23 protein-coding genes are annotated in these 25,829 nt (G+C 64.9%); 19 read left to right on the top strand and 4 right to left on the bottom strand.

Annotated elements, in window-relative coordinates; translation table 11 throughout:
- Positions 1-22: 22 nt before the first annotated feature.
- The 3 genes from FB460_RS07940 to ndk are packed head-to-tail and all read left to right on the top strand — an operon-like array spanning position 23 to position 2,248.
- Positions 23-1,447: a bifunctional folylpolyglutamate synthase/dihydrofolate synthase gene (locus FB460_RS07940; protein WP_142093603.1), complete on the top strand. Its 1,425-nt coding sequence runs from the start codon at positions 23-25 to the stop codon at positions 1,445-1,447.
- Positions 1,444-1,797: a DUF4233 domain-containing protein gene (locus FB460_RS07935; RefSeq protein ID WP_246044326.1), complete on the top strand. Its 354-nt coding sequence runs from the start codon at positions 1,444-1,446 to the stop codon at positions 1,795-1,797. Before FB460_RS07940 ends, FB460_RS07935 begins: the two co-directional genes overlap by 4 nt.
- A gap of 37 nt (positions 1,798-1,834) precedes the next feature.
- Complete coding sequence (ndk, locus tag FB460_RS07930; protein WP_142093602.1) at positions 1,835-2,248, top strand: nucleoside-diphosphate kinase; 414 nt, start codon at positions 1,835-1,837, stop codon at positions 2,246-2,248.
- A 557-nt stretch (positions 2,249-2,805) separates the two neighbouring features.
- Here the strand turns inward: ndk and FB460_RS07920 are convergent.
- On the bottom strand, positions 2,806-3,102 hold the full coding sequence (locus FB460_RS07920; RefSeq protein WP_142093600.1) for an ArsR/SmtB family transcription factor: 297 nt from the start codon (positions 3,100-3,102) through the stop codon (positions 2,806-2,808).
- A gap of 236 nt (positions 3,103-3,338) precedes the next feature.
- Here FB460_RS07920 and FB460_RS07915 point away from each other — a divergent pair, with 236 nt between their 5' ends.
- Positions 3,339-5,300: a TIGR03960 family B12-binding radical SAM protein gene (locus FB460_RS07915; protein WP_142094274.1), complete on the top strand. Its 1,962-nt coding sequence runs from the start codon at positions 3,339-3,341 to the stop codon at positions 5,298-5,300.
- 143 nt (positions 5,301-5,443) lie between these two features.
- On the opposite strand, the gene FB460_RS07910 is transcribed toward FB460_RS07915, so the two are convergent.
- From FB460_RS07910 to FB460_RS07900, 3 genes are all read right to left on the bottom strand, one after another.
- Complete coding sequence (locus FB460_RS07910) at positions 5,444-7,195, bottom strand: NAD-dependent malic enzyme (protein ID WP_142094273.1); 1,752 nt, start codon at positions 7,193-7,195, stop codon at positions 5,444-5,446.
- Positions 7,196-7,266: 71 nt separating this feature from the next.
- Positions 7,267-9,135, bottom strand: a complete 1,869-nt coding sequence (locus FB460_RS07905) for a DUF2207 domain-containing protein (RefSeq protein WP_142093599.1) — start codon at positions 9,133-9,135, stop codon at positions 7,267-7,269.
- Between the two features lie 126 nt (positions 9,136-9,261).
- A complete protein-coding gene (locus FB460_RS07900) occupies positions 9,262-10,479 on the bottom strand; it encodes an MFS transporter (RefSeq protein ID WP_142093598.1) in 1,218 nt (405 codons plus the stop codon).
- Between the two features lie 48 nt (positions 10,480-10,527).
- Between FB460_RS07900 and FB460_RS07895 the strand changes: the two genes are divergently transcribed.
- From FB460_RS07895 to FB460_RS07825, 15 genes are all read left to right on the top strand, one after another.
- Positions 10,528-11,247 carry a TIGR03936 family radical SAM-associated protein gene (locus FB460_RS07895; protein WP_142093597.1) on the top strand — a complete coding sequence of 240 codons (720 nt, stop codon included), beginning with the start codon at positions 10,528-10,530 and terminating at the stop codon, positions 11,245-11,247.
- Between the two features lie 231 nt (positions 11,248-11,478).
- The gene (locus FB460_RS07890) at positions 11,479-14,022 is read left to right on the top strand and encodes an Rne/Rng family ribonuclease (protein ID WP_425466980.1); all 2,544 of its coding nucleotides are present in this window, start codon (positions 11,479-11,481) and stop codon (positions 14,020-14,022) included.
- A 16-nt stretch (positions 14,023-14,038) separates the two neighbouring features.
- Positions 14,039-14,881 carry a hypothetical protein gene (locus FB460_RS07885; protein ID WP_142093596.1) on the top strand — a complete coding sequence of 281 codons (843 nt, stop codon included), beginning with the start codon at positions 14,039-14,041 and terminating at the stop codon, positions 14,879-14,881.
- A gap of 192 nt (positions 14,882-15,073) precedes the next feature.
- A complete protein-coding gene (gene rplU / locus FB460_RS07880) occupies positions 15,074-15,382 on the top strand; it encodes a 50S ribosomal protein L21 (protein WP_142093595.1) in 309 nt (102 codons plus the stop codon).
- A 9-nt stretch (positions 15,383-15,391) separates the two neighbouring features.
- On the top strand, positions 15,392-15,664 hold the full coding sequence (rpmA, locus tag FB460_RS07875) for a 50S ribosomal protein L27 (RefSeq protein WP_142093594.1): 273 nt from the start codon (positions 15,392-15,394) through the stop codon (positions 15,662-15,664).
- Positions 15,665-15,889: 225 nt separating this feature from the next.
- Entirely contained in the window at positions 15,890-16,186 is a 297-nt protein-coding gene (locus tag FB460_RS07870; RefSeq protein WP_142093593.1) for a hypothetical protein, read from the top strand.
- A 3-nt stretch (positions 16,187-16,189) separates the two neighbouring features.
- Complete coding sequence (locus tag FB460_RS07865; RefSeq protein ID WP_142093592.1) at positions 16,190-16,687, top strand: WXG100-like domain-containing protein; 498 nt, start codon at positions 16,190-16,192, stop codon at positions 16,685-16,687.
- Positions 16,688-16,691: 4 nt separating this feature from the next.
- A complete protein-coding gene (locus FB460_RS07860) occupies positions 16,692-17,123 on the top strand; it encodes a YbaB/EbfC family nucleoid-associated protein (RefSeq protein WP_142093591.1) in 432 nt (143 codons plus the stop codon).
- A 124-nt stretch (positions 17,124-17,247) separates the two neighbouring features.
- Positions 17,248-18,720, top strand: coding sequence for a GTPase ObgE (gene obgE, locus FB460_RS07855; protein WP_142093590.1), 1,473 nt, complete (start codon positions 17,248-17,250; stop codon positions 18,718-18,720).
- Positions 18,717-19,841, top strand: a complete 1,125-nt coding sequence (proB, locus tag FB460_RS07850) for a glutamate 5-kinase (RefSeq protein ID WP_142093589.1) — start codon at positions 18,717-18,719, stop codon at positions 19,839-19,841. Before obgE ends, proB begins: the two co-directional genes overlap by 4 nt.
- Positions 19,842-19,964: 123 nt before the next feature.
- Complete coding sequence (locus FB460_RS07845) at positions 19,965-21,626, top strand: ABC transporter substrate-binding protein (RefSeq protein ID WP_211345909.1); 1,662 nt, start codon at positions 19,965-19,967, stop codon at positions 21,624-21,626.
- 15 nt (positions 21,627-21,641) lie between these two features.
- Positions 21,642-22,664, top strand: coding sequence for an ABC transporter permease (locus tag FB460_RS07840; RefSeq protein ID WP_142093588.1), 1,023 nt, complete (start codon positions 21,642-21,644; stop codon positions 22,662-22,664).
- Entirely contained in the window at positions 22,661-23,605 is a 945-nt protein-coding gene (locus tag FB460_RS07835; RefSeq protein WP_142093587.1) for an ABC transporter permease, read from the top strand. Before FB460_RS07840 ends, FB460_RS07835 begins: the two co-directional genes overlap by 4 nt.
- A complete protein-coding gene (locus tag FB460_RS07830) occupies positions 23,605-24,729 on the top strand; it encodes an ABC transporter ATP-binding protein (RefSeq protein ID WP_142093586.1) in 1,125 nt (374 codons plus the stop codon). The genes FB460_RS07835 and FB460_RS07830 overlap by 1 nt, the downstream gene beginning before the upstream one ends.
- A complete protein-coding gene (locus FB460_RS07825) occupies positions 24,726-25,823 on the top strand; it encodes an ABC transporter ATP-binding protein (protein ID WP_142093585.1) in 1,098 nt (365 codons plus the stop codon). Before FB460_RS07830 ends, FB460_RS07825 begins: the two co-directional genes overlap by 4 nt.
- The last annotated feature ends 6 nt before the right edge of the window (positions 25,824-25,829 follow it).

Here is a 25,829-nt window from a genome sequence, read left to right as displayed (position 1 = left end):
GTCATCATAGAATGCGCGCGAAATGATTGATGAATTCACAGATCTCGTCCAGGACCTCACAGCCCGGTGGCCCGAACACCGCGTGGCTCCCAGCCTCAGCCGCGTCGGAGCCCTGTGTGGTCTTCTCGGGGACCCCCAGGCCGCAATGCCGGTGATCATGATAACCGGGACCAACGGCAAGGGATCGACCGCGATCATGGTCGACGCCCTGCTGCGCTCAGCGGGGCTTCGAACGGGGCGTTTCACCTCGCCGCACTTGGAATCGGTGACCGAACGCATCGTGATCGACGGGCAACCGATCTCGGAGGAGGACTTCGTCCGCACGTGGGAGGACATCGCTCCGTACGTGGCGATGGTGGACGAGCAGCGACTCGATGGCGTGACCATGACCTTCTTCGAGGTCATCACCTGCATGGCCTACGCGGCCTTCGCCGACGCGCCCGTCGATGTCGCGGTCGTCGAAGTGGGTATGGGGGGCCTGTGGGACGCCACCAACATCGCTGACGCAGCCGTGGCCACGGTGCTGCCGGTGGCGCTCGATCATCAGCATCTGCTGGGGGACACGCTCGAGGCGATCGCCGCCGAGAAGGCCGGCATCATCAAACCGGGGGCGCGTGCGGTGCTGGCCGGTCAGGAACCCGCGGTGGCGTCGGTGTTGATGGAGCGGTGCGCCGAGGTCGGTGCTGTGCCGATCCGCGAAGGGGTCGAGTTCGGTGTTCTCGGGCGCATTCCCGGTGTGGGTGGGCAGGTGGTGCGTTTCGATGCGACCAACGGCGCGCTGGGAGAGCTGTTCGTCCCTGCGCATGGCTCAGCCATGGCGCGGAACGCTGCGGCGGCGTTGGCCACGGTTGAAGCACTTCTCGCGGGGAAGCCCCTGGGGCACGACGTGCTCGACGAAGGGTTCGCCAGGGTCCGTCTGCCCGGACGCCTGGAGCTGGTCCGGGAACGGGTCATCCTCGATGGGGCACACAACCCGGCTGCGACCATCGCCAGCCGTGACGCTCTTCTCGAGGCCTACACGTTCGAACCCCTCATCGGCGTGGCCGCCATGATGCGCGACAAGGACGTCGAAGAGGTCCTGCGTCTCTGGGAGCCGGTGATGGCGCAGATCGTGTGCACGCAGCTGGCGTCCACGACACGATGCTTGAGCGCCGAGGAGCTGGCGCAGGTCGCCGAAGGGATCTTCGGGGCGGAGCGGGTACGCGTCGAGCCGTCGATGGTCGAGGCCATCGACATCGCGGTACACGCCAGTGAGGACGATCTGGGCAATGGCGGTGTGCTCGTCACCGGTTCGGTCATCGCCAGTGGGGAGGCGCGTTCACTTCTGGTGCAGGACGAGGTCGACCCGGAATTCGACGGCACAACCTTCGAAGAGACGGCATCTGCCGATGAGCCATTTCTGGGGGAGCGGGGCTTCGGAGATCATGGACCGGGGGAGAACGAGTGAAATTCCTGCAGCTGGATTCCGCCAACCCCATGCGCGTGGTGTTGGTGATGACGTTGGTGTTCGAGGCGATCGTCCATGGGCTTGCCATTCCGGTGATGATGTTGGTCACACAGACTCCGGCTTGGTTGGCGGTCGTGGCCGGAGGCGGAGCAGCGATACTGGCCCTCGTGGCGTCGATGATGATGCGGCGCCCCCACGTGGGGTATCCACTGGGGTGGGCCACGCAGGTCGTGGCGCTCGCGTTGGGCTTCCTGACCACTGCGATGTTCGCTCTCGGCGGGCTTTTCTTCGCACTGTGGGCCATCTCGTTCGTGTTGGGCAGGCGTCTGGAGCAGCAGGGGGAGGCCTGAAGGGCGGGGCTGTGGCTCGACCGCTAGGATGCGGGCCATGACCATTGAGCGCACTCTTGTCCTGATCAAGCCCGATGCCGTCAAGCGTGGATTGGTCGGTGAGATCCTGGCCCGTTACGAGCGCAAGGCGCTTCGCATCGTGGCCATGGAACAGCGCGAAGTCGATGCGTCGATGGCCGACAAGCACTACCACGAGCATCTGGACCGCGATTTCTATCCGGCGCTGCGGTCCTTCGTCACCTCCGGGCCGTTGGTCGCGCTCGTGCTCGAGGGCGATGACGCGGTCTCCGCGGTCCGTCTCCTCAATGGCGCGACCGATGGACGCCGTGCAGAGCCCGGCTCCATCCGCGGTGACTGGGCGCTGTCGAACCGTGAGAACCTCGTGCACGGTTCGGACTCACCGGAGGCGGCCGCTCGCGAGGTCGGACTGTGGTTCCCGGGTCTGGGCTGACACACGCCGTCGCCTCCGCGGCGTACGGAGGTCTGCGCTGTGGGCGCCACCAAGCGCAGGGTTGAGCACGTCAGGGTGCGCATCAGCTAACGCGTATGAGGGGCTGCACGTCATGGTGCAGCCCCTCATGCGCGTCTGGAACCTGGACGCCTGTCGTTTCAGGTCTTGTTCTTTGAGGACACGGTTTCCTAGAGTTTTTGCGCCTCGGGGTGGGTGGTCATCGGCCGCCCCAAGAAGGCATCAGATTCAGTTGGGGTGCTTGCAGGTGGGGCAGCTGCAGTCGTTGCAGGTGCAGTTGGCGCACGTGTCGTCGCAGTTCTCGCAGCTGCACGTGGCGTGATTGCAGGTGGGGCAGCTGCAGTCGCTGCAGGCGCAGGTGGCACAGCTGGCGGAGTCGCAGGACGAACACTGACAGACATTGCATTCGTCGTAATGGCCGTCGTGCTCACGGTGCACGTGGCCGTCGTGGAGATAGTCGACGTGATCTTCGTGGACCACTGCTTCGTGGCCGCAGTCAGGTCCGTGGGTGTGGGTGTGCTTCTCGGCGATGGTGTGGGTCATCTCTGCTCCTTCATGTGGGTGTATGCGTCCAGGAAGACGTGGGCGACATGCTCATCGGCCAGCGCATACGTGACGCGTTGACCCGAGCGGTGGGACGTCACCAGATGTGCGCTGCGCAGCACCCGGAGATGTTGCGAGATCAGGGGCTGGGAGACGTCGAGTTCCTGGGCCAGTTCGCCCACTGACCAAGGGCGTTCTGTCAGGCGATGAACGATGGCGGCGCGGACTGGTGTGGCGAGGGCCGAGAAGAACTCGGTGACGTCGCCGTAGACCTCCGCTGTGTGTGCGTTCATGCACATGATCTTATATAAGGCTTTGTGCATGCTCAAGGGTGTTTGGTTCGCCGCCGTCCCCGTGTCATGGCCTGCGACGCGCCAGCCGGCGGTAGCGCTGGTTGGCATCGGGGCGCGAGCGTTCATGACGAGAGCGGCGATGGGTTCTTGACGTATCGTTGACACGCGAATCACTCTCCGCCGGGTTCTGGCTGTGGGGGAGTGCGATCACGATCCGCGACATCAGGGAGTTCTGGATGACCATGGCCGACACGGAGGCCCAGACCCTCTTCGAGCGCTTGGAGCCCCTGCTGGCCCGCGTCAGCAAACCGATCCAGTACGTGGGCGGTGAGCACAACTCGGTGAGCAAGCCATGGGATGAAGCTGAGGTCCGTTGGGCGCTCATGTATCCCGACGCCTACGAGGTGGGTCAGCCCAATCAGGGTGTGGCGATCCTCTATGAGGTGCTCAACGAAAAGGACTGGATCCTCGCTGAACGGACCTACGCCGTATGGCCTGACCTGGAGGAGCTGATGCGGGCCGAAGGCCTTCCCCAGTTCACGCTCGATTCGCATCGTTCAGTGCGGGCTTTCGACGTGCTGGGCGTCTCGTTCTCCACCGAGCTCGGATACACCAACCTGCTCACCGCGCTCGATCTCGCACAGATCGAGCTGCACAGCGTCGACCGCTCCGAGTCCGCCCCGATCGTTCTGGCAGGGGGGCATGCCGCGTTCAACCCCGAGCCGATCGCCGACTTCATCGACGCCGCCGTGCTCGGAGACGGCGAGGAGATCTCATTGGCGATCTCCGATGTCATCCGGGAGTGGAAGGCCGAGGATCGTCCTGGCGGACGTGACGGCCTGTTGGAACGGTTGGCGGCGTCGGGCGGTGTCTACGTTCCCAAATTCCACGATGTGGAGTACCTGCCCGATGGCCGCATCCGGAAGGTTGCGCCCAACCGACCCGGTGTGCCGTTCCGTATCGCCAAGCACACCCTCATGGATCTCGACGCCTGGCCGTACCCGAAGAAGCCGCTGGTTCCGTTGGCCGAGACCGTGCACGAACGCTACTCGGTGGAGATCTTCCGCGGATGCACGAGGGGCTGCCGGTTCTGTCAGGCGGGCATGATCACTCGGCCCGTGCGTGAGCGGAACATCGAGACCATCGGTTCGATGGTCGCCGGTGGGCTGGAGGCGACGGGCCTGGAGGAGGTGGGTCTGTTGTCACTCTCCAGTGCCGACCACACCGAGATCGGTGACGTCGCCACATCCTTGGCCGACCGCTACGAGGGCACCAATGTCTCGTTGTCCCTCCCCTCGACACGGGTGGACGCCTTCAACATCACCCTCGCCAATGAGCTCTCCCGCAACGGCCGACGCTCGGGCCTGACGTTCGCACCCGAAGGTGGTTCCGAGCGGCTCCGCAAGGTCATCAACAAGATGGTCGACGAGGAGGACCTCATCCGCACTGTCGCCACCGCCTATGCCAATGGGTGGCGTCAGGTGAAGTTGTACTTCATGTGCGGGCTTCCCACCGAGACCGATGAGGACGTCCTGGAGATCGCCGATATGGCCAAACGGGTCATCGACACCGGGCGCGAAGCCGCGGGACACAAGGACATCCGCTGCACCATCTCCATCGGCGGGTTCGTCCCCAAACCCCACACGCCCTTCCAGTGGGCGGCCCAGCTCGACCCCGAGGCGACGAACGCGCGTCTGCACAAGCTGAAGGAAGCGGTGCGTTCGGAGAAGAAGTACGCCCGTGCGGTGGGCTTCCGCTATCACGAGGGCGAGCCCGGCATGATCGAGGGGCTGCTCTCGCGTGGCGACCGGCGTGTCGGCAAGGTCATCGAGGCGGTCTGGCGCGCCGGCGGCCGCTTCGACGGCTGGAACGAGCATTTCTCCTACCAGCGATGGGTGGATGCCTGCGTCGAACAGCTCGAACCGATGGGTGTCAGCCTCGATTGGTTCACCACGCGGGAGCGTGATTACGACGAGGTGCTCCCGTGGGACCACCTCGATTCGGGTCTCGACCGTGATTGGCTGTGGGAGGACTGGCAGGATGCCCTCGATGAGATCGAGGTGGATGATTGCCGATGGACGCCGTGCTACGACTGCGGTGTCTGCCCGCAGATGGACACCGAGATCCAGATCGGCCCCACCGACAAGACGCTGCTGCCCATGCCCACGGTTCGCTCGAATCTTGGCCCGACCGAGTGATCACCTGCGGCGCTCGAGCCTGATGGTGCCGAAGATGCCGGCCACACGCCAGCACTGATCGAGAACGGTCCGCCGCGATGAAACGCAGCGGGCCGTTCTCGATGTAGCTGTTCTTGGTCCGGGCTCGGTTCAGCGTTCCTGGATCACTTCGCGGTGTCTTTGTTCTTGCCCTTGGGGGTGTACTGGTTGGTGACCGCCTCGACGCGCGGATAGACCGGTTGCCACATCTGTGCCCAGATGTCCTGCAACGGGTTCTCGAGGGGTTCGGCGACCCCTTCATCGGCAGCGGCCTTGGCCACCGCCACGGCGACGGTGGCCGACACGGTGCGCATCGCGTCCATGGAGGGGAGCAGCGCGTCCCCAGCGGCATTGATCTCGGTCATGTCGGCCACGGCCTGCGCAGCGGCGGCGATCATGTGGTCGGTGACGCGGCTGGCACGACAAGCGATGACGCCAAGGCCGATGCCGGGGAACACCAACGCGTTGTTCGCCTGTGCGATACGGAACTCGGCGCCGTTGTGCTGGACTGGCTTGAACGGCGAGCCGGTGGCGATCATGGCGCGTCCGTCGGTCCACTGGATGAGGTCGGAGGGCACGGCTTCATGGAGCGTCGTCGGGTTGGAGAGCGGAAGGATTATGGGCCGATCCACATGGGCGGCCATCTCTCGCACGATGTCCTCGGTGAACGAACCGGGGCGTCCCGAAGTGCCGATGAGGATCGTGGGATGCACATTGGACACGACATCCTTGAGCGTTGCACGGCCCGGTTCGGTGAGGTCCCAGTCCTCGATCTCATCGGCGGGGCGCGCATAGGGCTCTTGGAAATCGCGCATCTTCATGCCCTCACGGATCAGCCCTCGGCTGCCGAGGCAGTAGAAGCGTGCGTTCGCCTCCTCCTCGCTGAGGCCCTGTTGCATCATGACGTCCTTGAGCAGGTCCACGATGCCGATTCCCGCTGTGCCCGCGCCGTGGACGACGATGCGTTGATTCTTCAGGCGCTGGCCAGATCCCTTGATGCCGGCGAGGACGGCGGCCACCACGATCGCGGCGGTGCCTTGGATGTCGTCGTTGAACGAGCAGACCTCATCGCGATAGCGGTTGAGGAGGGCATGTGCGTTCGAGGCGCCGAAGTCTTCCCAGTGGAGCATCGCCTTCGGGAAGAGTTTGTGGGTGGTCTTGACGAACTGATCCACGAACTCGTCGTAGCGTTCGCCCCGGACCCGGGCGTGACGGACGCCGAGGTAGCCCGGGTCATTGAGCAGCTCGAGGTTGTCGGTACCCACATCGAGCACGACGGGCAGGACGCGCAAGGGATGGATACCGGCTGCGGCGGTGTAGACCGCCAGCTTGCCGATTGTGATGCGTACGCCGCCGACGCCTTGATCGCCGATGCCCAAGATGCCCTCGGAGTCGGTGACGACCACGAGATCGATGTCATCGGGGCCCTGGTTGGTGCTGCTCATCGCGGCCTCGATCTGGTCGGGCTCGTCGATGGAGAGGAACACGCCACGTGGCACGGTGAACCAGCTGCTGAACTGCGTGATCGCCTCACCGATGGTGGGGGTGTAGATGATCGGCATCAGTTCGTCGAGGTGCTCGGCGACGAGAGCATGGAATGCGATCTCGTTGCGATCGTGGAGCTGCATGAGGAACACATGCTTGTCCAGGTCATTGGGCAGACGCTGCAGTTGGGTGTAGAGACGCTTGAGTTGGATGGGCAGCGTCGTGACGGCGGGAGGGAGCAGGCCGGTGAGTCCGAGCGCCTGACGGGTCTCGAGCGAATAGGCCGTCGAGAAGTTGGTCATGGGCCGGTCAAGCACCTGCTTGCCGCGGATCGCGATCTCCACGACCTCCTTGCCATTTTCGTCGGTGCGGTAACGGAATTGGCGGGTGATGTCGCTCATGGCGGCTCCTTTGCTCATGACGTTCTGCGGCCTGTGGCCCAGATCGTGTTCAACTTACTTGCTCACCAGCCGCCGCCGCCACCACCACCGACGCCTCCGCCGACTCCACCGGCGAAACCACCACCGCTGCCGGCGGATGCGGTGGACGCCGCTTGGCTGATGGAACTGGAGATGGCGGAGGAGAGTCCGGTGGAGATGTTCGAGAGCCCGGCCATGTTGCCCCAGCCGTAACCCATGGCGTAGCCGTGGAACCAGGTCGGCTCCACGGTGTAGACGCCGCGGGCGCGCAGGTCCTCGAAGACCTTGGTCCAGCGGTCGGCGCAGTTGAACATGATGGCGTAGGGGAGGTACTTGCTGAAGATGTCCTCGCCCTCTTCCCAACGCAGTTGGTCGGCCTCGGCGGTCATGAGATATTCACGGAAACCGAGGAGCTGATCGAGCATCGCGCTGCCTTCGGGGGTGCGGGCCGTCAACTGTTGGGAGACTCCAGCGATCGCGAGGCCCGTGACGGCGACCGGGATGCCGATGAGCCCGTGGCCTCGCGTGCCCAACGCCAGCGTCATCAATGCGCCCACACCCGCGATGGCGAGGCCGATGAGCAGCCAGGAGAGGCGCATGATCCTGGGGTTGTGACGGAACCACCCGAGTTGCTGCGCGCCGCTGTAGAGGCGGCTGCGGCTCTGCTCCATGCCGTTGGCGATGCGCTTGGCGAGGTTCTGGTTTCCCTTGACCACACGCATGTCGAAGACGTTGCCATGCCCGAACAGACCGCTCATGAGTCGTGATTCGTGCGGCAGCAGACGGTCGCTGTTGACGGGTGCGGTGCGGTGGAGGCGGTAGTTGATCTGATCCACCTGCTCGACCTTCAAGTGGCCGCGTACCGCGAGGTCGATGATCGTGGCGGTGAGGTCACGGTCGTCGACCCTGGCGTCGATGAGGGTTCCGAGCAGCCCCGGGTTGCGCTCGGTGGGTGGTTCGAAGCGAACGGTGACCGGCGTCTTCCTCCTGTCCTCGACGTCGACCGACTGGTCGCGTATGGGGTCGACCGACTGGCCGTGTCCGGGGGAGAGCCCCGGGACCATCCCGCTGAACGCCTTGTCACGCTTCGAGCGCCGCAGTGAGGTGACGCCGGCCACTCCCGCCAGAGCGGTGATCGCGGTGCCGATTCCGCTGATGGGAGAGAGCTCGAACATGTTGCCGAGGTGGACGCGACGGGAGTAGGTGACGGCGGTCTCCGGAAGCGTGCCGCCGGGGTAGTCGGTGGCGATGGTGAGCCCGTCGCCAGGGGCGAGACGGTCATGACGGTACGTCGCGGTGGTCCCGGAAGATGCGGCATCGGCGCATGATGAGGTGCTGTCGACGTCGCCGGCGAAGCAGGCCGCGTTCTGTACCTCGGCGGGACCGTTCACGGTGACCGAGATGTCGTTGAGGGGAACCTCCCAGTAGGGACCGATGACGTTCCAACCGAGTTGATCGATGTCACTTCCGCCGGCGTGGGGATTGGGGAGCCCGGCGACGGTGTATTCGATCACATAGGTCTGTTGTCCATCGACGGTGATGCCGGGGTCGCCCACTTTTATCATGACGCCATCGCTGTTGCGTTCCACATGGGTGTCGGCGGGGGCACCGGTGGGGCTGCTGGCGGAGATGTCGCTCACTGGGATGTCGCGCCACAGATCCTTGTTCCCCGGGACGGCCTGACGCTCGGGCAGCGTCACGAAGGGTCCGTGTCCGGGCTCGCCCATGAAGTCGAAGTCCATCTCGACTCGCACATCGGTCATGCCCTCTTCGTCGAGAGTGGCTGTCACGTCGTACCGCGTGATCTCCCACCACGGGGATGGGTCGTCATCGGCGTGCGCACTGAGCGGCCAGGCCATCACCGCCAGAAGAGCCAGTAGCGGGATGAGGAAGATCCGGAGAGTACGACTCATACCCCGAGCGTATCCGCCGTTGACATGGTTCCCAATGAGGGGATGAGGACGTCTGAGCGGGGGCGTCCAGCAGGAGGATTCGAAGTCGGAGCCCCGACCGTGCCCCTCGGAAGAGCGTCTGTGCGGTCAGTCGTTGGAACCGGCGATGAGCTCGTCCTCGATGAGCCGTGGACGACTGGCCGCCAGCCCGAAGCCGACGAGCGGCAGGAACAGCACCATGGTGACGATGATCGGAACCTGGAAGTCCCCGGTCAGTCCGCGGAGAGCGCCGAACAGGAACGGGCCGATGGCGGCGATCAGATAGCCGACGCTCTGGCTGAACGCCGAGAGCACCGCGACGCCATCGCTGCTGTTGGCCCGGCGTCCGAGCAACGCCAGGAAATAAGGGAAACCGCTCATCCCGATGCTCAGGAGTACCGCCCACAGCCATGGCAGCGTCAGGGGAGCGAACAGCAGACCGGTGTAGCTCGTGATGCCGCAGACTCCGAACAGCCACAGTGCCCGTTGTGGCCGTTCCGAGCGTGAGACGTACATGGGCACCAGGAATCCGAAGGGGATGCTCAGCCCGGTCAGGATGCCGAGCATCAGTCCGCCGAAGGAGGGGGAGGCACCGGCGTCGACGTAGATGCTTGAGAGCCAGCCGAAGGCTGTGTAGGCCTGCGTCGACTGGGCACCGAAGAACAACGCCATCAGCCATCCGAGGCGGGTGTGGACGATGTGGCGAAAACCCCACGCGGCGTGCCGCGCGATGGGTTCGTGGTCGCGGTCGGCGCTGACGAGGAACAACCAGGGAACGCAGCTGATCACGGTCATGCCCACCCAGATCCACATGGATTGACGCCATCCGCCCAGCCACATGGCCAGGGGTGCGGTGAACAATCCCGCGAACATCGTGCCCACGTTGAGCGCTGTCGAGTACAGGGCGGTGATGAATCCGATGCGGCTTGGGAAGTGTCGTCGCACCAGTGAGGGCAACAGCACATTGGCGACCGCCATGCCGCCGAGTGTGATGACCGATAGCAGTAGGAACGGAACAGGGGCGTCGACGAGGAGGCGTCCGCTCTGTCCGGCGACCATCGCCACGAGAGCCATTCCGATCGTGCGATGCGGCCCGACCCGGTTGGAGAAGATCGGTGCCATGGCGCCGAATGCAGCGAAGCACAGCGCGGGCAGGGCGGTGAGGACACCGGCGGTGGTGGCGTTCAGCCCCAGGTCGGCGCGGATCTCTCCGAGAACCGGGCCGACCGCGGTGGCTGCCGGCCGCAGGTTCAACGCGAGCAGCACGAGGCCGGCCATGACCATCAGGGCTGCATGACTGGTGGCGTTGCGTCGAATGTGGGGCATCACACATTCCTATCTCACCGAACGCGAGGCCCACAGTAGGGTCGATGCGTGGGAAAGCAACGACAACCTGAACAGCAGGCTCCTCCGGTGCAGAAGATCCGGCTGCGATACGCCAAGCGGGACCGCGCCCGATTCACCTCGCATCGTGACTTCGGCCGTGCCTTCGAAAGGGCGCTTCGGCGGGCCCATGTGCCGATGGCGTACTCGTCGGGGTTCAATCCCCACCCGCGCATCTCGTATGCGAACGCCTCGCCCACCGGGGCTGCGACCGAGGCCGAGTATCTGGAGATCGGGCTGTGGGAGGTCTGTGACCCGGAGAAGGTGATGGCCGCGCTCAACGAGGTGTTGCCGCCGGGGTTCGTGATGGCCGGAGCCGTGGTGGCCGAATCGGGCTCACTGGCGGACGGATTGGAGGCGTCTTCGTGGGAGGTGCGGTGGCACTTCGCCGACGGTGAGCGGGAGATTCTGGAGGCTGCTGTGGCAGCGTTCGACGACGCCGAGAAGATCGAGGTGGAGCGCATGATGAAGAACGGCCTGCGAACCTTCGACGCGCGCGGTCCGGTGGAACTCCTCGAGGTTCTGGACGCGGACACCGAAGGCCGTGCCGGGCTGGGCATGGTGATCTGCCACGCCGTTCCGTTGGTGCGGCCCGAGGATGTCCTGTCCGCGTTGGCCGTGGTGTCGGATTTCGTCAAGCCCGTGGGCCCGCGACAGACGCGTCTGGCACAGGGGAAGCGCGTCGGAGAACGTGTCGAGAACCTGTTCTGAGTGCAGTCTCCCGAGTACCTGTGTGATACTGGACGCAGGTTTGGGGAGACCGCCGGTCTTCCCCCGACTCACTGGACTGCTCGGTCGTGGTGACAGCACGATTCGATTGGTTGACCGCGACGTTCGTCGACCGCGGGGCCGCAGTTCGAGGTCGGAACCGCAGGACTTGCCGTCGGCACCGGACCACCGTCCGACGGGAACCGCCGGGCTCGCCCGGCCGAAGGAGCCGAATTGCTCGACAACGAGCCGAATTCCAACGATGTGACAGCTTCGACCAACGTGGACACCGGTGCGACGGTGACGCCGGAACCGGCGTCGCGTCCGCGGCGCCGGGCCGTGAGTCGAAAGGCCGGTCCGCCCGCGCCGGTGACCGAGGTGCAGCAGCCATCTGCGCCCACCACCAGCGCCCCGATGCAGAATCCTGATGCGGTCGAGGTCACCGAACCCGCCGTCAAGGAGCGTCCGGCCCGTCGACGTGTGACGCGTGGGGCTGCCGCGCCCAAGCCGCTGCCCGAGCCCGAGCAGCCGGTCCTCGCCGATGCCGCTGAGGGCTTCGCCGTCGAGGCTGACCCCGTGGCTGCGGTGAAGGATCAGGCGGCCGCAGGTGCCGAGAAAGCTGTGGTGGGCGAAGACTCTGAACCGGCGGTGGAGTCGAGCGCATCCGACGAGGCAGAAGTCGCCGAGTCCGATGAGCCTGAAAGCGGCCAGGACGAGGACGACACCGACGCCGATGATCCGCTGGCCAGCTCGTTGAGCGCGCTCGATGAGAGCATGGCCAAGCGCAAAGTCGTCGAGTCTGTGGCGGACCCCTTCCAGGCGCCACCGGACCCCGCCGAGATCCTTGGTCTGCGAGATTCGGAGGAATCTTCGGGCGATGAGCCGAAGGCCGAGAAGCCCGCTGCGGGCCAGGGAGACGATGGGAAGTCCTCGGACTCCAAGGACACCGAAGACGCGAGCGATGACTCCGACGGCGGGTCCGATTCGGGAGACGATTCGGATTCATCTGGTGGTGGTCGCCGTCGACGTCGCCGCCGGGGTGGGCGCAGGCGCCGCCGTGGTGGCGGCTCCGATGACTCCGATGCGTCGGGCGGCTCCGATGACAGTGACGCCAAGAATGATTCCTCGAAGGAGTCTGACTCCAGCGACGATGGGTCGGGCGCGGAATCGTCCGATGACGAGGGCTCATCCGGTAATCGTCGACGCCGCCGTCGTCGTCGACGCCGTGGCGGCGGAGGGACGGATTCCGATTCCTCTGACGAGGTCACCGGTATCGAGGGATCGACCCGTATGGAGGCCAAGCGCCAGCGTCGCCGTGAGGGACGCGCCAGTCGGCGCCGCGCCCCGGTCTTGAGTGAGGCCGAGTTCTTGGCACGCCGGGAGTCGGTTGATCGCAAGATGATCATCCGGCAGAACGAGGAGCTCGCTCAGATCGCCGTGCTCGAGGACGACGTCCTGGTGGAGCATTACGTGGACCGTGCCTCGGCGAGCTCGCTGATCGGCAATGTGTACTTGGGCCGTGTCCAGAACGTGTTGCCCTCGATGGAGGCCGCATTCATCGACATCGGTCGTGGACGCAATGCCGTCATGTACGCCGGTGACATCGACTGGGACGCCCATGGCGTCGACTCGAACAACCGCAAGGTCGAGAATGCCCTCAAGTCGGGGCAGACCGTGCTTGTGCAGGTCACCAAGGACCCGGTTGGAGCCAAGGGTGCCCGACTGACGAACCACATCTCGCTGCCGGGTCGTTACATCGTCTACGCCCCCGGTGGGCACCTTTCGGGGATCTCCCGCAAACTGCCTGACACCGAGCGCAAGCGTCTGCGTGACGTGCTCGGTGACCTCGTGGGGGATGACGCGAGCGTGATCGTCCGCACTGCGGCTGAAGGCGTTGCCGAGGAAGGCCTGGTGCGTGACGTCAATCGGTTGAAGGCGCAGTGGGAGGCCATCGAGAAGCAGGCGGCGAAGGGCAATGCGCCGGCACAGCTGTACGCCGAACCCGACGCCACGGTGCGAATCGTGCGTGACCTGTTCACCGAGGACTTCTCCAAGCTCATGATCGAGGGCAATGGCGCCAGCAATGACGCCTATGACACCGTGACCGCCTACGTGGAGCATGTGGCGCCGAACCTGTTGGAACGGATCGAGCGTTGGGATGGTGATGGCGATGTCTTCGCAGGGCATCGCATCGACGAGCAGATCGCAAAGGCGCTGGAACGCAAGGTGTTCCTCCCTTCGGGGGGTTCGCTGATCATCGAGCGCACCGAGGCCATGACCGTGATCGATGTCAACACCGGAAAGTTCACCGGCTCGGGCGGCAATCTCGAAGCCACCGTCACCTCCAACAACCTGGAGGCGGCCGAGGAAGTGGTGCGGCAGCTCCGTCTGCGCGATATCGGCGGCATCATCGTGATCGACTTCATCGACATGGTGTTGCCAGCGAACCGCGAGTTGCTGTTGCGTCGCCTCGTCGAGTGCCTGGGCCGTGACCGCACCCGCCACCAGGTGGCTGAGGTCACCAGCCTTGGGCTGGTGCAGATGACGCGCAAGAAGATCGGTACCGGCCTGGCCGAGGCCTTCACCGAGGACTGTGAGCACTGTGCCGGTCGCGGTTATGTGACGCACGACATGCCGGTGGACTCCCAGGAGGCCGCCGACGGTGGAGAGCGTCGCCGTCGTCGCGGCGGAGGCGGCGGACGCCGACGCGGTGGCAACTCCGGCGGTGGCAACTCCGGCGGTGGCAATAAGGGCGGCAACGGCTCCAAGGGCGACTGACGCATCGGTGGCAGGAATGGCACGTGATGACGAGCGAAGATCCGATAGGCCAGACTACGAACGTCGAGAAGAGGAGCGTGCTGCTTGGGGCTGCGCCATTCTTCTGATCTTCCTCGCCATCAGTCCGATCATCTGGCTGATCGCGCTGATCAGCCGCAGTGAGCTGGAGGAGACCTTCCGCTGGCCCGCGGGGATCGGGATCGTGGTGGTCACGCTCCTCGGGCTCGTCGTGTGGCGGATGGGCCGGGAGCCCGGCCAGCCACGGTTGTGGAAGAAGGTGAGCCTTCCTGCCGGGGTGCGTCGTGAGCAGGAACGCGTCAGCAGATTCTGGGAGGGTGCCCCGCGGCCCGACGTTGTCATGAACGGGCGGCAGTTGATCCGTTCTCACCGCGTGGAGGTGGGCGGTCGGTCGGTGTACGGCTTCGTTGCCCTCGACACCGACAGCGGTGACGAGGACTGGTTCGAATTGTGTTCCCTGAGGTATGCCCTGCCCGATCTGGACCTGACCGGTGCACGCACTCCAGAAGGCGTCATGCTCGACGCCGGTCCCGGATCGGTTGGGGCATCCTTCGTCGCCGACATGGATTCACCGCAGCTGCGGGGAGCCCTGGCTGGAACCGACATGAAGATGCAGATCCGGGGGCGGTGCCTTTTCGTGAGACGCGGCAAAGCCCGCCCGGTTCGCTACATCGCCCATCTCATGGAGGACGCCCCGCGTATCGCCGCGGTGGCCGACGCCATCGGTCATGACGTCTATCTTCGGTGGAGTCCTGAAGCGCGCACCGCTCTGGGTGGGGGAGAACCCGAGTGGGAGATGTGGAATCCGGAGGCTCGAGGAATCGTGCAGGACCCCGAGTGATGGATGTGGGAGGCCGCAGCGCGCGAGTTTGACCCACGGGCTGCTCGTCCGTAACATTGGACCTCGGTGTTTCGGCGCTCAGTGGTGCCGCCACCCATCGATCCTCGTTCCCGTAGAGGTCAGCGTTTCTTGCCGCGGCGCCCCGGGGGTAGGTGTCGATTACCGTGAACGTGAGAAGAGAGTAGGTCAGGCGTGTACGCGATTGTGCGTAGTGGCGGCCGCCAGCACAAGGTCGCCGTTGGCGACGTTGTCGAGATCGACAAGGTCGCTGACGAGGTGGGCTCGAGCCTCAAGTTGCAGCCGCTGCTGCTGGTCGACGGTGACACCGTCACCTCCGACCGTGGCGCGCTCGACAAGGCTTCAGTCACCGCCGAAGTGCTGGATGAGTCCAAGGGTCCGAAGATCCGTATCGTCCGTTACAAGAACAAGACCGGTTACCGGCGTCGTGTTGGCCATCGCCAGCGCTACACCCGGGTGAAGGTCACCGGAATCGAGAGCTGAGGCAGAGCTATGGCAACAAAGAAGGGTCTGGGCTCGACCAAGAACGGTCGTGACTCCAATGCGCAACGCCTCGGCGTGAAGCGCTTCGGGGGCCAGGAGGTCAACGCCGGCGAGATCATCGTTCGTCAGCGTGGAACGCGTTTCCACCCCGGAACAGGCGTCGGCCGTGGTAAGGACGACACTCTGTTCGCCCTCCGTGAGGGGCGTGTGGAGTTCGGCACGCACCGTGGCCGCAAGGTTGTGAATGTGCAGCCGAGCGTCGTTGCGACTGCAACCACATGAGCTGAAACCAGAACAACATCATCAAGAGCCGGCCCTTCGGGGCCGGCTCTTGGCGTCTTCGCACCATGGCATCGCGTCGAGTCTCGATGGGCTCTACCATCTGGCGTGTCGGTTTCTGACGCTTCTCGCATCGGGGGGGGCAGGGCTGCCCGGAAGGTTCCCGCGGTGCTGGCCGACTCCCTGACACGGACCATGGGACAGTGGTGCAGCACAGGAGGTGGACCTATGGACATTCGTTTCGACACAGCGGCCATGCGCGCCGGTGGTCAAGCCATCAACGACTCGGCGAACGCCATGGGGACGGAGCTGGAAGCGTTGCTCGGCCAGGAGCCGCAGTGGGGCGAGGACGGGATCTCGGCCCTGTGCCAGATGGTTTACCAAGCGATCGTGGACGTCGCGACCCAGAGTGGGCAGGGCGTCCAGGAAACGTGGGCAGGGCAGGCTGAACGGCTCGAGGCGGCTGCCACCATGTACGACGAGACCGAAGCGGCAGCCGTCGAGATGGCCCAGTGGAAGGCGTGAAGGATGGGAATCGTACTCCCCGGTGAAGTGTCATATCTGCTGGAGATGCTGGGCTTCATGTGGCCCAACACAGACGAGGAACAGACCTGGTCCAAGGGCGGCGAGTGGCAGAAATTCGCGTCGGCAGGAGCGGCCACGACCGGTGAGGCGGGCGCTGGAATCCAACACGTCCTGTCGGCCAATGAGGGTGAGGCCATGCGTGCCTTCCGGGAGAGCGCCGAGGGCGGTGAAGACCCGGTGCAGACGGTTGCCCAGCAGATGTCGGCCGGATCTGCCGGCGTCGGCGGTGCCATGTATGTGATGTCCGGCATCCTCGTGGCCCTCAAGGTGGCGACGGTGGTCCAGCTTGTTGCTCTCGCGATACAGATCGCGTCGGCGATCGCTGCTGCGGTCCCCACCGCAGGAGCCTCCATGACGCTGATCCCGCTGTTCAAGATCGCGGCACGTCTGGCCATCGAAGTGGCCATGAACGTGGCGATCACCGCGCTCATGGGAGGCTGATTCCATGACGGAAGACTTCAACGCGGTTCTGGAACGGCTCCAAGGCAATCTGGGTCAGTTCGTCGACGACCCGCAGTCGGCGGCCGGGGAGTTCCAGATTCCCGAGGTCGAAGGCCACGGGACGGCGCTCGATGAGCAGATCAACGTGACGATGTCCCAGGAGAAGTTCACCGAGCTCACGATCGATCCGCGTGCCATGCGGCTCGCCAACGCCCAGCTCGCAGAGCATCTCCTCGAGGCGTTCAACGCAGCACTCGAGGATCACAACCGGCAGATGATGGAGCAACTGACGCAGCAGCATCCGACCGGCGACGGTGAATCCTTGCAACAGGATCTGCGTCAGATCCAAGCCGATTCATTGCAGGCCATGAAGAAATACACCGATTCGCTGTTCGACGCCCTGGGCCAGGTGCGTCGGCTCAGCGGCCAGGAGTGAATCATCGGCGGAGTGATCCGGGCCGGGATATCCCGGGCGGGGTCTGACCCATGTCATCGTGAAGCGGCGGTGAGCCGGATGATGGCAGGTAGACTGCATCGTTGCACCCGATCAGGAGAATCCCATGGCCATCCCCTCGTTCGTCGACCACGTGACCCTTGACGTGGTTGCAGGCAACGGCGGACACGGTTGTGCGTCGGTGCACCGTGAGAAGTTCAAGCCACTCGGCGGGCCCGATGGTGGCAACGGCGGTCGCGGTGGGTCGGTGATCCTTCGCGTCGATCCCCAACTCACCACGCTCGTGGAATACCACCGTTCGTCCCAGCGCAAAGCCCCCAACGGTCAGCCGGGGAAGGGTGGTCACGCCAATGGCGCCAACGGTGAGGACATCGTGCTGAGCGTCCCGGAGGGAACCATCGTCACCGACGCCGAGTCCGGTGAACTGGTGGCTGACTTGACGGGGTCCGATGCCGAGGTCGTCATCGCGGCGGGTGGCCGAGGAGGGCTTGGGAACGCCGCCTTGGCGACGGCGGCCCGCAAAGCACCCGGCTTCGCGCTCCTGGGCGAGGAGGGCGAAGCCCGGACCATCCGCATGGAGCTCAAGGTCGTGGCCGACATCGGCCTCGTCGGGTTCCCCAGCGCCGGCAAATCATCACTCATCGCAGCGATCTCGCGGGCACGGCCCAAGATCGCCGACTACCCCTTCACGACCCTGGTGCCCAATCTCGGAGTCGTGGTGGCAGGGGAGACCACCTTCACCGTCGCCGATGTTCCGGGACTCATCGAAGGCGCCAGCGAGGGACGCGGCCTCGGCCACGACTTCCTCCGGCACGTGGAACGATGCGCCGCGTTGGTGCATGTCATCGATATGGCGACGTTCGAGCCGGGCCGCGATCCGGTCAGTGACCTGGAGATCATCGAAGGTGAGCTGGAGGCCCATGGTGGGCTTAAGGACCGGCCGCGTCTCGTCGCGTTGAACAAGGTGGACGTCCCTGACGGCTCCGACATGGCCGACATCGTTCGCGGCGACCTCGAGGCGGCCGGCCACCGTGTCTTCCCCATCTCCGCCATGTCGGGAGAGGGGCTCACCGCACTGACCTACGCGATGGCCGACATCGTCCGCGAACGACGGCGCACTCACCCGGGAGAGGCCCCCGGACGTCCGATCCTGCGACCGGCGGCGACCTCGCGTCGACACAGCACCGAACCGGAGTTCACCGTCAAGCAGATCGGTGACGGCGAGGGCGGCCTCATGTGGCGGGTGCGGGGAGAAAAACCCGAACGCTGGGTGCGACAGACCGACTTCGCCAACTCCGAGGCCGTCGGCTATCTGGCCGACCGGCTGAACCGTATCGGCATCGAGGACAGGCTCCTGGAACTCGGTGCACGTGCCGGTGACGCCGTCGCGATCGGCGGAGAGAACGCCGTGGTCTTCGACTTCGCCCCCCAAGTGGAGAGCGGAGCGGAGATCCTGGCCCGTCGGGGTGAGGATCAGCGTCTGGAGACACAACGCCCCGCCGTGGCGCGGCGTCGTGAACGAGACGCCGAGTACCACCGTGCCAAGGCCGAAGCGGCCGAGATCGAGGACCGGCGGTGAGCACATTCGCGGCGGCGTCGCGCGTCGTTGTGAAGGTCGGATCGTCCTCGCTGACCACACCCGACGGGATGCTCGACCTGGGCAGCGTCTGGCGTCTTGTCGATGTCCTCGCCCGAGAACATGGACGTGGCCGCGAGATCGTCCTGGTCTCCTCGGGTGCGATCGCGGCGGGGCTCCTCCCGATGGGCCTTGAACGGCGACCGGCCGACCTGGCGTCCCAACAGGCTGCCGCGGCCGTCGGCCAGGGGCTGTTGATGGCTCACTACCAGAAGCGCTTCTCCGAACATGGGCAGAAGGTCGGGCAGGTCCTCCTCACCGTCGAGGACGTCACACGTCGTGGTCATTACAGCAACGCCGAGCGGGCACTCAACGCCCTCATCGGATACGGCATCGTGCCCATCGTCAACGAGAACGACTCGGTGGCGACCCACATGATGCGTTTTGGTGACAACGACCGTCTCGCGGCGCTCGTGGCCCAACTCGTGCAGGCCGACGCCCTGGTGCTGCTCACCGACGTCGACGCCCTCTACACCGACCACCCCTCGCGGCCCGGTGCCCGGCGCATCCCGGTGGTGCACCACCGGGATGAACTGCTGAGCGTCGACACATCACGCACCGGTTCGAAAGTGGGGACCGGCGGGATGAAATCCAAGGTCGAGGCCGCGACCATCGCCACCTCCATGGGAATCCCCACACTCGTCACCAGCGCCACCAATGTGGAGGCCGTCCTGGCCGGGGAATCCGTCGGCACGCGGTTCGACCCCATCGGGCGCAGACAGGGAAGCCGTCGACGCTGGTTGGCGCATGCATCTGAGATCCGCGGCAGTCTCGACCTGGACGCCGGCGCGGTCGCCGCGGTGGTGGACGGAACCGCGTCGTTGCTCCCGGTGGGCATCACAGCGGTGAACGGTGAGTTCGAGGCCGGAGACCCGGTGGAGTTGCGGGATGAGGACGGCGTCGTCGTGGCTCGCGGGTTGGTGTCGTTCGACTCCGCCGATCTTCGTCGTGTTCTGCGCAGGGATTCGGCAGGGGTGGTCGCCGAACTCGGGGAGGACGCCCCCGGGGAGGCCGTGCATCGCGACGTGCTGGTCGTCCTGCCCCAGGGGCGACGCGTACCGTGATCTGTTCGTGACCTGAATTCCTTCGTTCAGGCCTGTTCGCATCCGCAGAGGTTCCGGTATGGTCCGGGTCTCGCATCAATTCATGCAACGAGGCGTGAATGCGATGAGAACGAAGGGATAGAGATGTCCAAGCCAGTGTGGGCAAAGATGGCCGCTGCTGCTGCCGTGTTGAGTCTGGGATTGACCGGATGCGTGCAAAGTGAACGAGATCCCGACGGGGGTGCGGGGGACGACACGTTCGTGTTCGCCGCCTCCAGTGACCCGGTGATGCTCGATCCGGCGATGGCCAGCGATGGCGAGAGCTTCCGTATCGCACATCAGGTCTTCGAGGGGCTCGTGGGCGTCGAACCCGGCACCCTGGAGCTGACGCCACGTCTGGCCACCGAGTGGGAGGCCTCCGAGGACGGCAAGGAGTTCACCTTCACCCTGCGTGAGGGCGTGAAGTTCCATGACGGAACCGACTTCAACTCCGACGCCGTGTGCGCGAATTTCGAGCGGTGGGCCAACTGGAAGGGACTCAACCAGAACGAGAACATCACGTACTACTACGGCAAGCTCTTCCAGGGGTACAAAAACCCCGAGAACGGCGGAAAGCCCGGCATCTATGACAGCTGTGACGCCGCGTCGCCCACCGAGGTGACCATCAGGCTCAACAAGCCGTTCGCCGGTTTCGTCGACGCCATGGTGCTCCCGGCCTTCGCGATGCAGAGCCCCACGGCCATGGAGGAGTTCAACGCCGATGACACGCAGGGGACCGAGGACGACCCCCGTTTCTCGAAGTACGCCACGGAACACCCCACCGGCACCGGTCCGTTCAAGTTCAACTCCTGGGAGCGCGGTCAGCAGATCACCCTCGACCGCAATGAGGAGTACTGGGGCGACAAGGCCAAGGTGTCCCAGGCCATCATCCGGGTCATCGAGGATCCGAACGCCCGCACCCAGGAGCTTCAGGCCGGCAACATCGACGGTTACGATCTGGTGGCTCCGGCAGATGTACAGCCGCTCAAGGACGAGGGCATGCAGGTGATGGAGCGTCCGCCGTACACGATCCTGTACCTCGCTTTCAACCAGAAGAACAAGGCGTTGCAGGACGAGCGTGTGCGCAAGGCACTCAATCACGCCATCGACAAGGACGCGGTGATCTCGCAGTCCCTGCCCGAGGGCACCGAGAAGGCCACGCAGTTCATGCCCTCCAGCGTCGACGGCTACGCAGATGACGTGGAGGAGTATGAGTACGACCCGGAAAAGGCCAAGCAGCTTCTCAAAGAGGCCGGGCAGGAGAACCTGACGCTGCGTTTCGCCTACCCGACCGGCGTCTCGCGTCCGTACATGCCGACGCCCGAGGACACCTACGTCGCGATCAAGGCCCAGCTCGAAGCCGTCGGTATCACGGTGGAGCCGGTCACCGCGAAGTGGAGCCCCGACTACCTCGACATGGCACAGGGCTCCGATGGCGTCGACAAGCGGGACATCCACATGCTCGGATGGTCGGGCGACTACAACGACACCGACAACTTCGTCGGCGTCTTCTTCGGAAAGAAGACGCACGAATGGGGCTTCGACAACCCGGAGCTGTTCGAGGAGCTCGCCGCCGCGCGTGGAATCGGCGACAAGGAGGAGCAGGCCAGCAAGTACGAGGAGATCAACCGCCAGATCGCCGAGTACGCACCGGGTATCCCGGTGGCCCATCCCGCTTCCTCGCTGGCGTTCGCACCGGGAGTTGAGGGGTTCACTCCGAGCCCCATCAACGATGAGGTGTGGAACACCATCTCGGTCTCGCGCTGAGGGCGGTAGCCACTGATGTTCCGCTTCGTCATCCGGCGACTCCTGCTGATGGTGCCGGTGCTGTTCGGGCTGAGCGTGTTGCTGTTTGCATGGGTGCGCGCGCTGCCGGGAGACCCGGCGCGCGCGCTGCTCGGAGACAAGGCGACCCCCGATGCCATCGCCCGAGTCAATGCCCAGTACGGATTCGATCAGCCCCTCCACGTGCAGTACCTGACGTACATCCGCAAGATGGCCGTCGGTGACTTCGGTACATCACCGCGAACGGGGGAACCGGTCCTGGCGACCTTCCTGGACCGGTTCCCCGCCACGATCGAGTTGGCGGTCATGGCCCTGCTGTTCGCGATCATCGTGGGCATCCCGCTCGGTTACATCGCGGCGAAGCGCGCCGGGGGTTTTCTCGATGTGTTCGCCGTGGGCACCTCGCTGATGGGGGTTGTGGTCCCGGTCTTCGTGCTGGCCTATCTTCTCAAGCTGGTCTTCGCGGTGGGTGTGCCCGGGCTCGACTTCCTCGCGGTGCTGCCCACGTCGGGGCGGCAGGAAGTACGGATCGACGCCACTCATGTGACGGGATTCTTCGTCCTGGATGGTCTGCTGACCGGTGAGCTGGACGCATCATGGAACGCCATCAAGCACCTCATCCTGCCAGCTCTCGCGCTGGGCTCGATCCCATTGGCAGCCATCACCCGCATGACACGGGCGTCGGTGTTGGAGGTGTTGGGTGAGGACTACATCCGCACAGCCACCGCCAAGGGGCTGAAGCAGATCATCATCACCTGGCGTCACGTGATGAAGAACGCCATGATGCCGGTTCTCACCACGATCGGTATTCTCACCGGGCAGCTCCTGGCCGGTGCGGTGCTCACCGAAACGGTGTTCGCGTTCAACGGCATCGGTTCCTATCTGTTCCAGGCCATCAACACCCTGGACTACGCGGTGCTGCAGGGCTTCATCCTGCTGATCGCGCTGATCTACGCCGTGGTCAACCTCGTGGTCGACCTCCTGTACGGCGTCATCGACCCGAGGATGCGTGTGCGATGAGCAGTACGACCCATGAGCTTCCTGAACGCCCGGCCAGTCTCGCCGCTGTCATGGGGGAGCAGAACGTCGACGAGAAGGGCATCAGCCTGTGGGCCGGCGCCTGGCGTCGGCTGCAACGTGACCCGGCAGCGATCATCGGTGGCATCATCGTGCTGCTGTTCATCAGCGTGGCATTGGCCGCGCCTCTGCTCGCACCCCACCAACCGTCCTCGGTGGAGTGGGCCGGTGAGGTCACGCCCTCCTCTCTGCCGCCCGCCAGCGCCGATCACCCGCTGGGTCTCGATCCGTTCGGATCGGACCTGTTGACCCAGCTTCTGTACGGGGCACGCCAATCGCTCATCATCGGTGTGGTCTCGACTCTCATCGGCCTCAGCGGCGGGTTGGTGCTCGGCGGGGTGGCCGGTGCCTTCGGTGGATGGGTGGACACGCTGATGATGCGCATCGTCGACATCCTGCTTTCGATCCCGGCGCTGCTGCTTGCGGTCAGCGTCGCCGCAATCGTGGGACGCCGACCCGAGGCACTCATGATCGCCATCGCTGCTGCGCAGGTGCCCATCTTCGCGCGCCTGCTGCGGGGCTCGATGCTGAAGCAGCGCAATCAGGACTACGTGCTTGCATCGTTCTCCCTAGGGCTCCGTCGCCGCACCATCGTCATGAGCCACGTGCTGCCCAACTCGATCAGTCCGGTGATCGTTCAGGCCACCCTGACGCTGGCCACCGCCATCATCGAGGTTGCCGCCCTGTCCTATCTGGGTCTTGGAGCGCCGGATCCGACGGTTGCCGAATGGGGCCGCATGCTTGTGAAGGGGCAGGAACGCTTGGCATCTGCCCCACACCTGACGCTGCTGCCGGGCATCTGTATCGCGGTGACCGCCCTGGGATTCACCTTGTTGGGTGAATCGTTGCGTGAAGCCCTCGACCCGAAGTCGCGGAGGCGATGATGACCGATACGACCGACAAGACCCCGGACACGGGCCAGAAGAACATCGCTGTGAAGGACGCCGGGCAGAAGGCGGTGGCGGATCCTCAGCCGCTGCTCGACGTCAAGAACCTGTCGGTGACGTTCTCCAAACGCAAGGGTGAGTCGTTCACCGCTGTCGACGGGGTCGATTTCGACGTGCGACCCGGTGAAGTGGTCGGCATCGTGGGGGAGTCCGGCTCCGGGAAGTCGGTGACCTCGATGGCGGTCATGGGCCTTCTGCCGCGCCGCGGTGTGACGATCGAAGGAGAGGCGCGTTTCGACGGCACCGACCTGCTCACGATGCCGAAACAAGAGCTGACCAGATTGCGGGGCGGCGATCTCGCCATGGTCTTCCAGGATCCGATGAGTTCGCTGAACCCCGTGGTCACCATCGGCAAGCAGATGACCGAGGTGCTGCATGCCCACCGCACGATCTCGGCCAAAGACGCCCGTGATGAGGCGATCGATCTCCTGCGCCGCTGTGGCATCCCCGACCCTGCTCGGCGTTTCGGCGAATACCCGCACCAGCTTTCGGGTGGCATGCGTCAGCGTGCCCTGATCGCGATCGCCCTGGCCTGTCAGCCGCGTCTGCTGATCTGTGACGAACCCACCACGGCCCTCGATGTGACCATCCAGGCGCAGGTGCTGGAGCTGCTCACCGAACTGGTGCGCGACATGGGCACCGCGATGATCATGATCACGCACGATCTCGGTGTCGTCGCCGGATTGTGCGATCACGTCAACGTCATGTACGCCGGACGCATCGTGGAGTACGCGCCACGGGAGGCCCTGTTCGCCAGCCCACGACATCGCTACACCCATGGCCTGATCGACTCGATCCCACGTCTCGACCAGCGCCGTGACCAGAGGCTGACGCCGATCCCCGGCACCCCGGCAGACACCGTTCCCTGGAGCAGGGCCTGTGCCTTCGCGCCGCGCTGCAGGCACGTGACCGATGCCTGCGTGACCGACGCGATCCCCCTCGAAGAGGTCGGATTCGAGCATCGGGCCAGGTGCGTGAACCCGGCGTCGGATGCCGAGAACAGTACGCAGACATCGCAGGTGATGGCTTCCGGCCAGATGGCACAGGAGGAATCGGAGTGAGCGAGAACCTCTTGGAGGTCACCGGCCTCAAGGTGCATTTCCCCATCCGAAAAGGAATCGTGTTCGACCGAACCGTCGGCCATGTGAAGGCTGTCGACGGCATCAGCCTCGGCGTCTCCACCGGCCAGACACTCGGGGTGGTGGGTGAGTCGGGTTGTGGCAAGTCGACGCTCGGCCGCGCGATCCTGCGTCTGGAGGAACCGACCAGTGGAACGGTGAAGTTCAACGGGCAGGACATCACCTCGCTGCCCGCGGAGAAGATGCGGCGGCTGCGTCGCCGCATGCAGATGGTGTTCCAGGACCCCCTTTCGAGTCTGGATCCGCGACAGTCGATCGAATCGCTGCTCATCGAACCGTTGACCGTGCACGGTCTCGCGGAGTCCGATCTGGAGAAGATCGGGCGGGACAGCCCCGCGAATCACCGGCGCAAGGCCCTGAACATGTTGGAGTTGGTGGGGCTCCCGGCATCGGCGATGGCCAAGTACCCCCATGAGTTCTCCGGCGGACAGCGGCAGCGCGTCGGCATCGCGCGGGCGATGATCTGCAGCCCCGATCTGGTGATCGCCGACGAGCCGGTCTCTGCACTCGACGTCTCGGTGCAGGCACAGGTGATAAATCTCCTGGAGGACCTGCAGGCGGAGCTGGGCGTCACCTATGTGGTGATCGCCCATGACCTCGCGGTGGTGCGACACATCTCCGACCGCATCGCAGTGATGTACCTGGGGCAGGTGGTGGAGGAGGCAGGCAGTGATGAACTGTACGAGAAGCCGTACCACCCGTACACGGTGGCGTTGATGTCGGCCATCCCGGTGCCCGATCCGGTGGTGGAGGATTCGCGGGAGCGGATCCTGCTCGAGGGGGACCTTCCCTCACCAGCCGATCCACCGTCGGGATGCCGATTCCACACCCGCTGTCCGTGGGCACGGGAGAAATGCAGTCAGGAGGATCCCGAGCTGCGTGAGATCGAGCCCGGCCGTCGCGTCGCCTGCCATTTCGCCGAGGAGGTCGCGCAGAAGATCGCCGACGACCGTGAAGTGGAGAACGAGCGTCTCGCCCACGGTGCGGAAGCGCCGCAAACTGCGAGCAACGGCTAGGGTCTG

It is taken from the genome of Propioniferax innocua, assembly GCF_006716235.1.
In the GTDB taxonomy this organism is placed as follows: Bacteria; Actinomycetota; Actinomycetes; order Propionibacteriales; family Propionibacteriaceae; genus Propioniferax; species Propioniferax innocua.
Note: the sequence above shows the minus strand (reverse complement) of the source record. Positions and strands in the feature narration are given on the sequence as shown.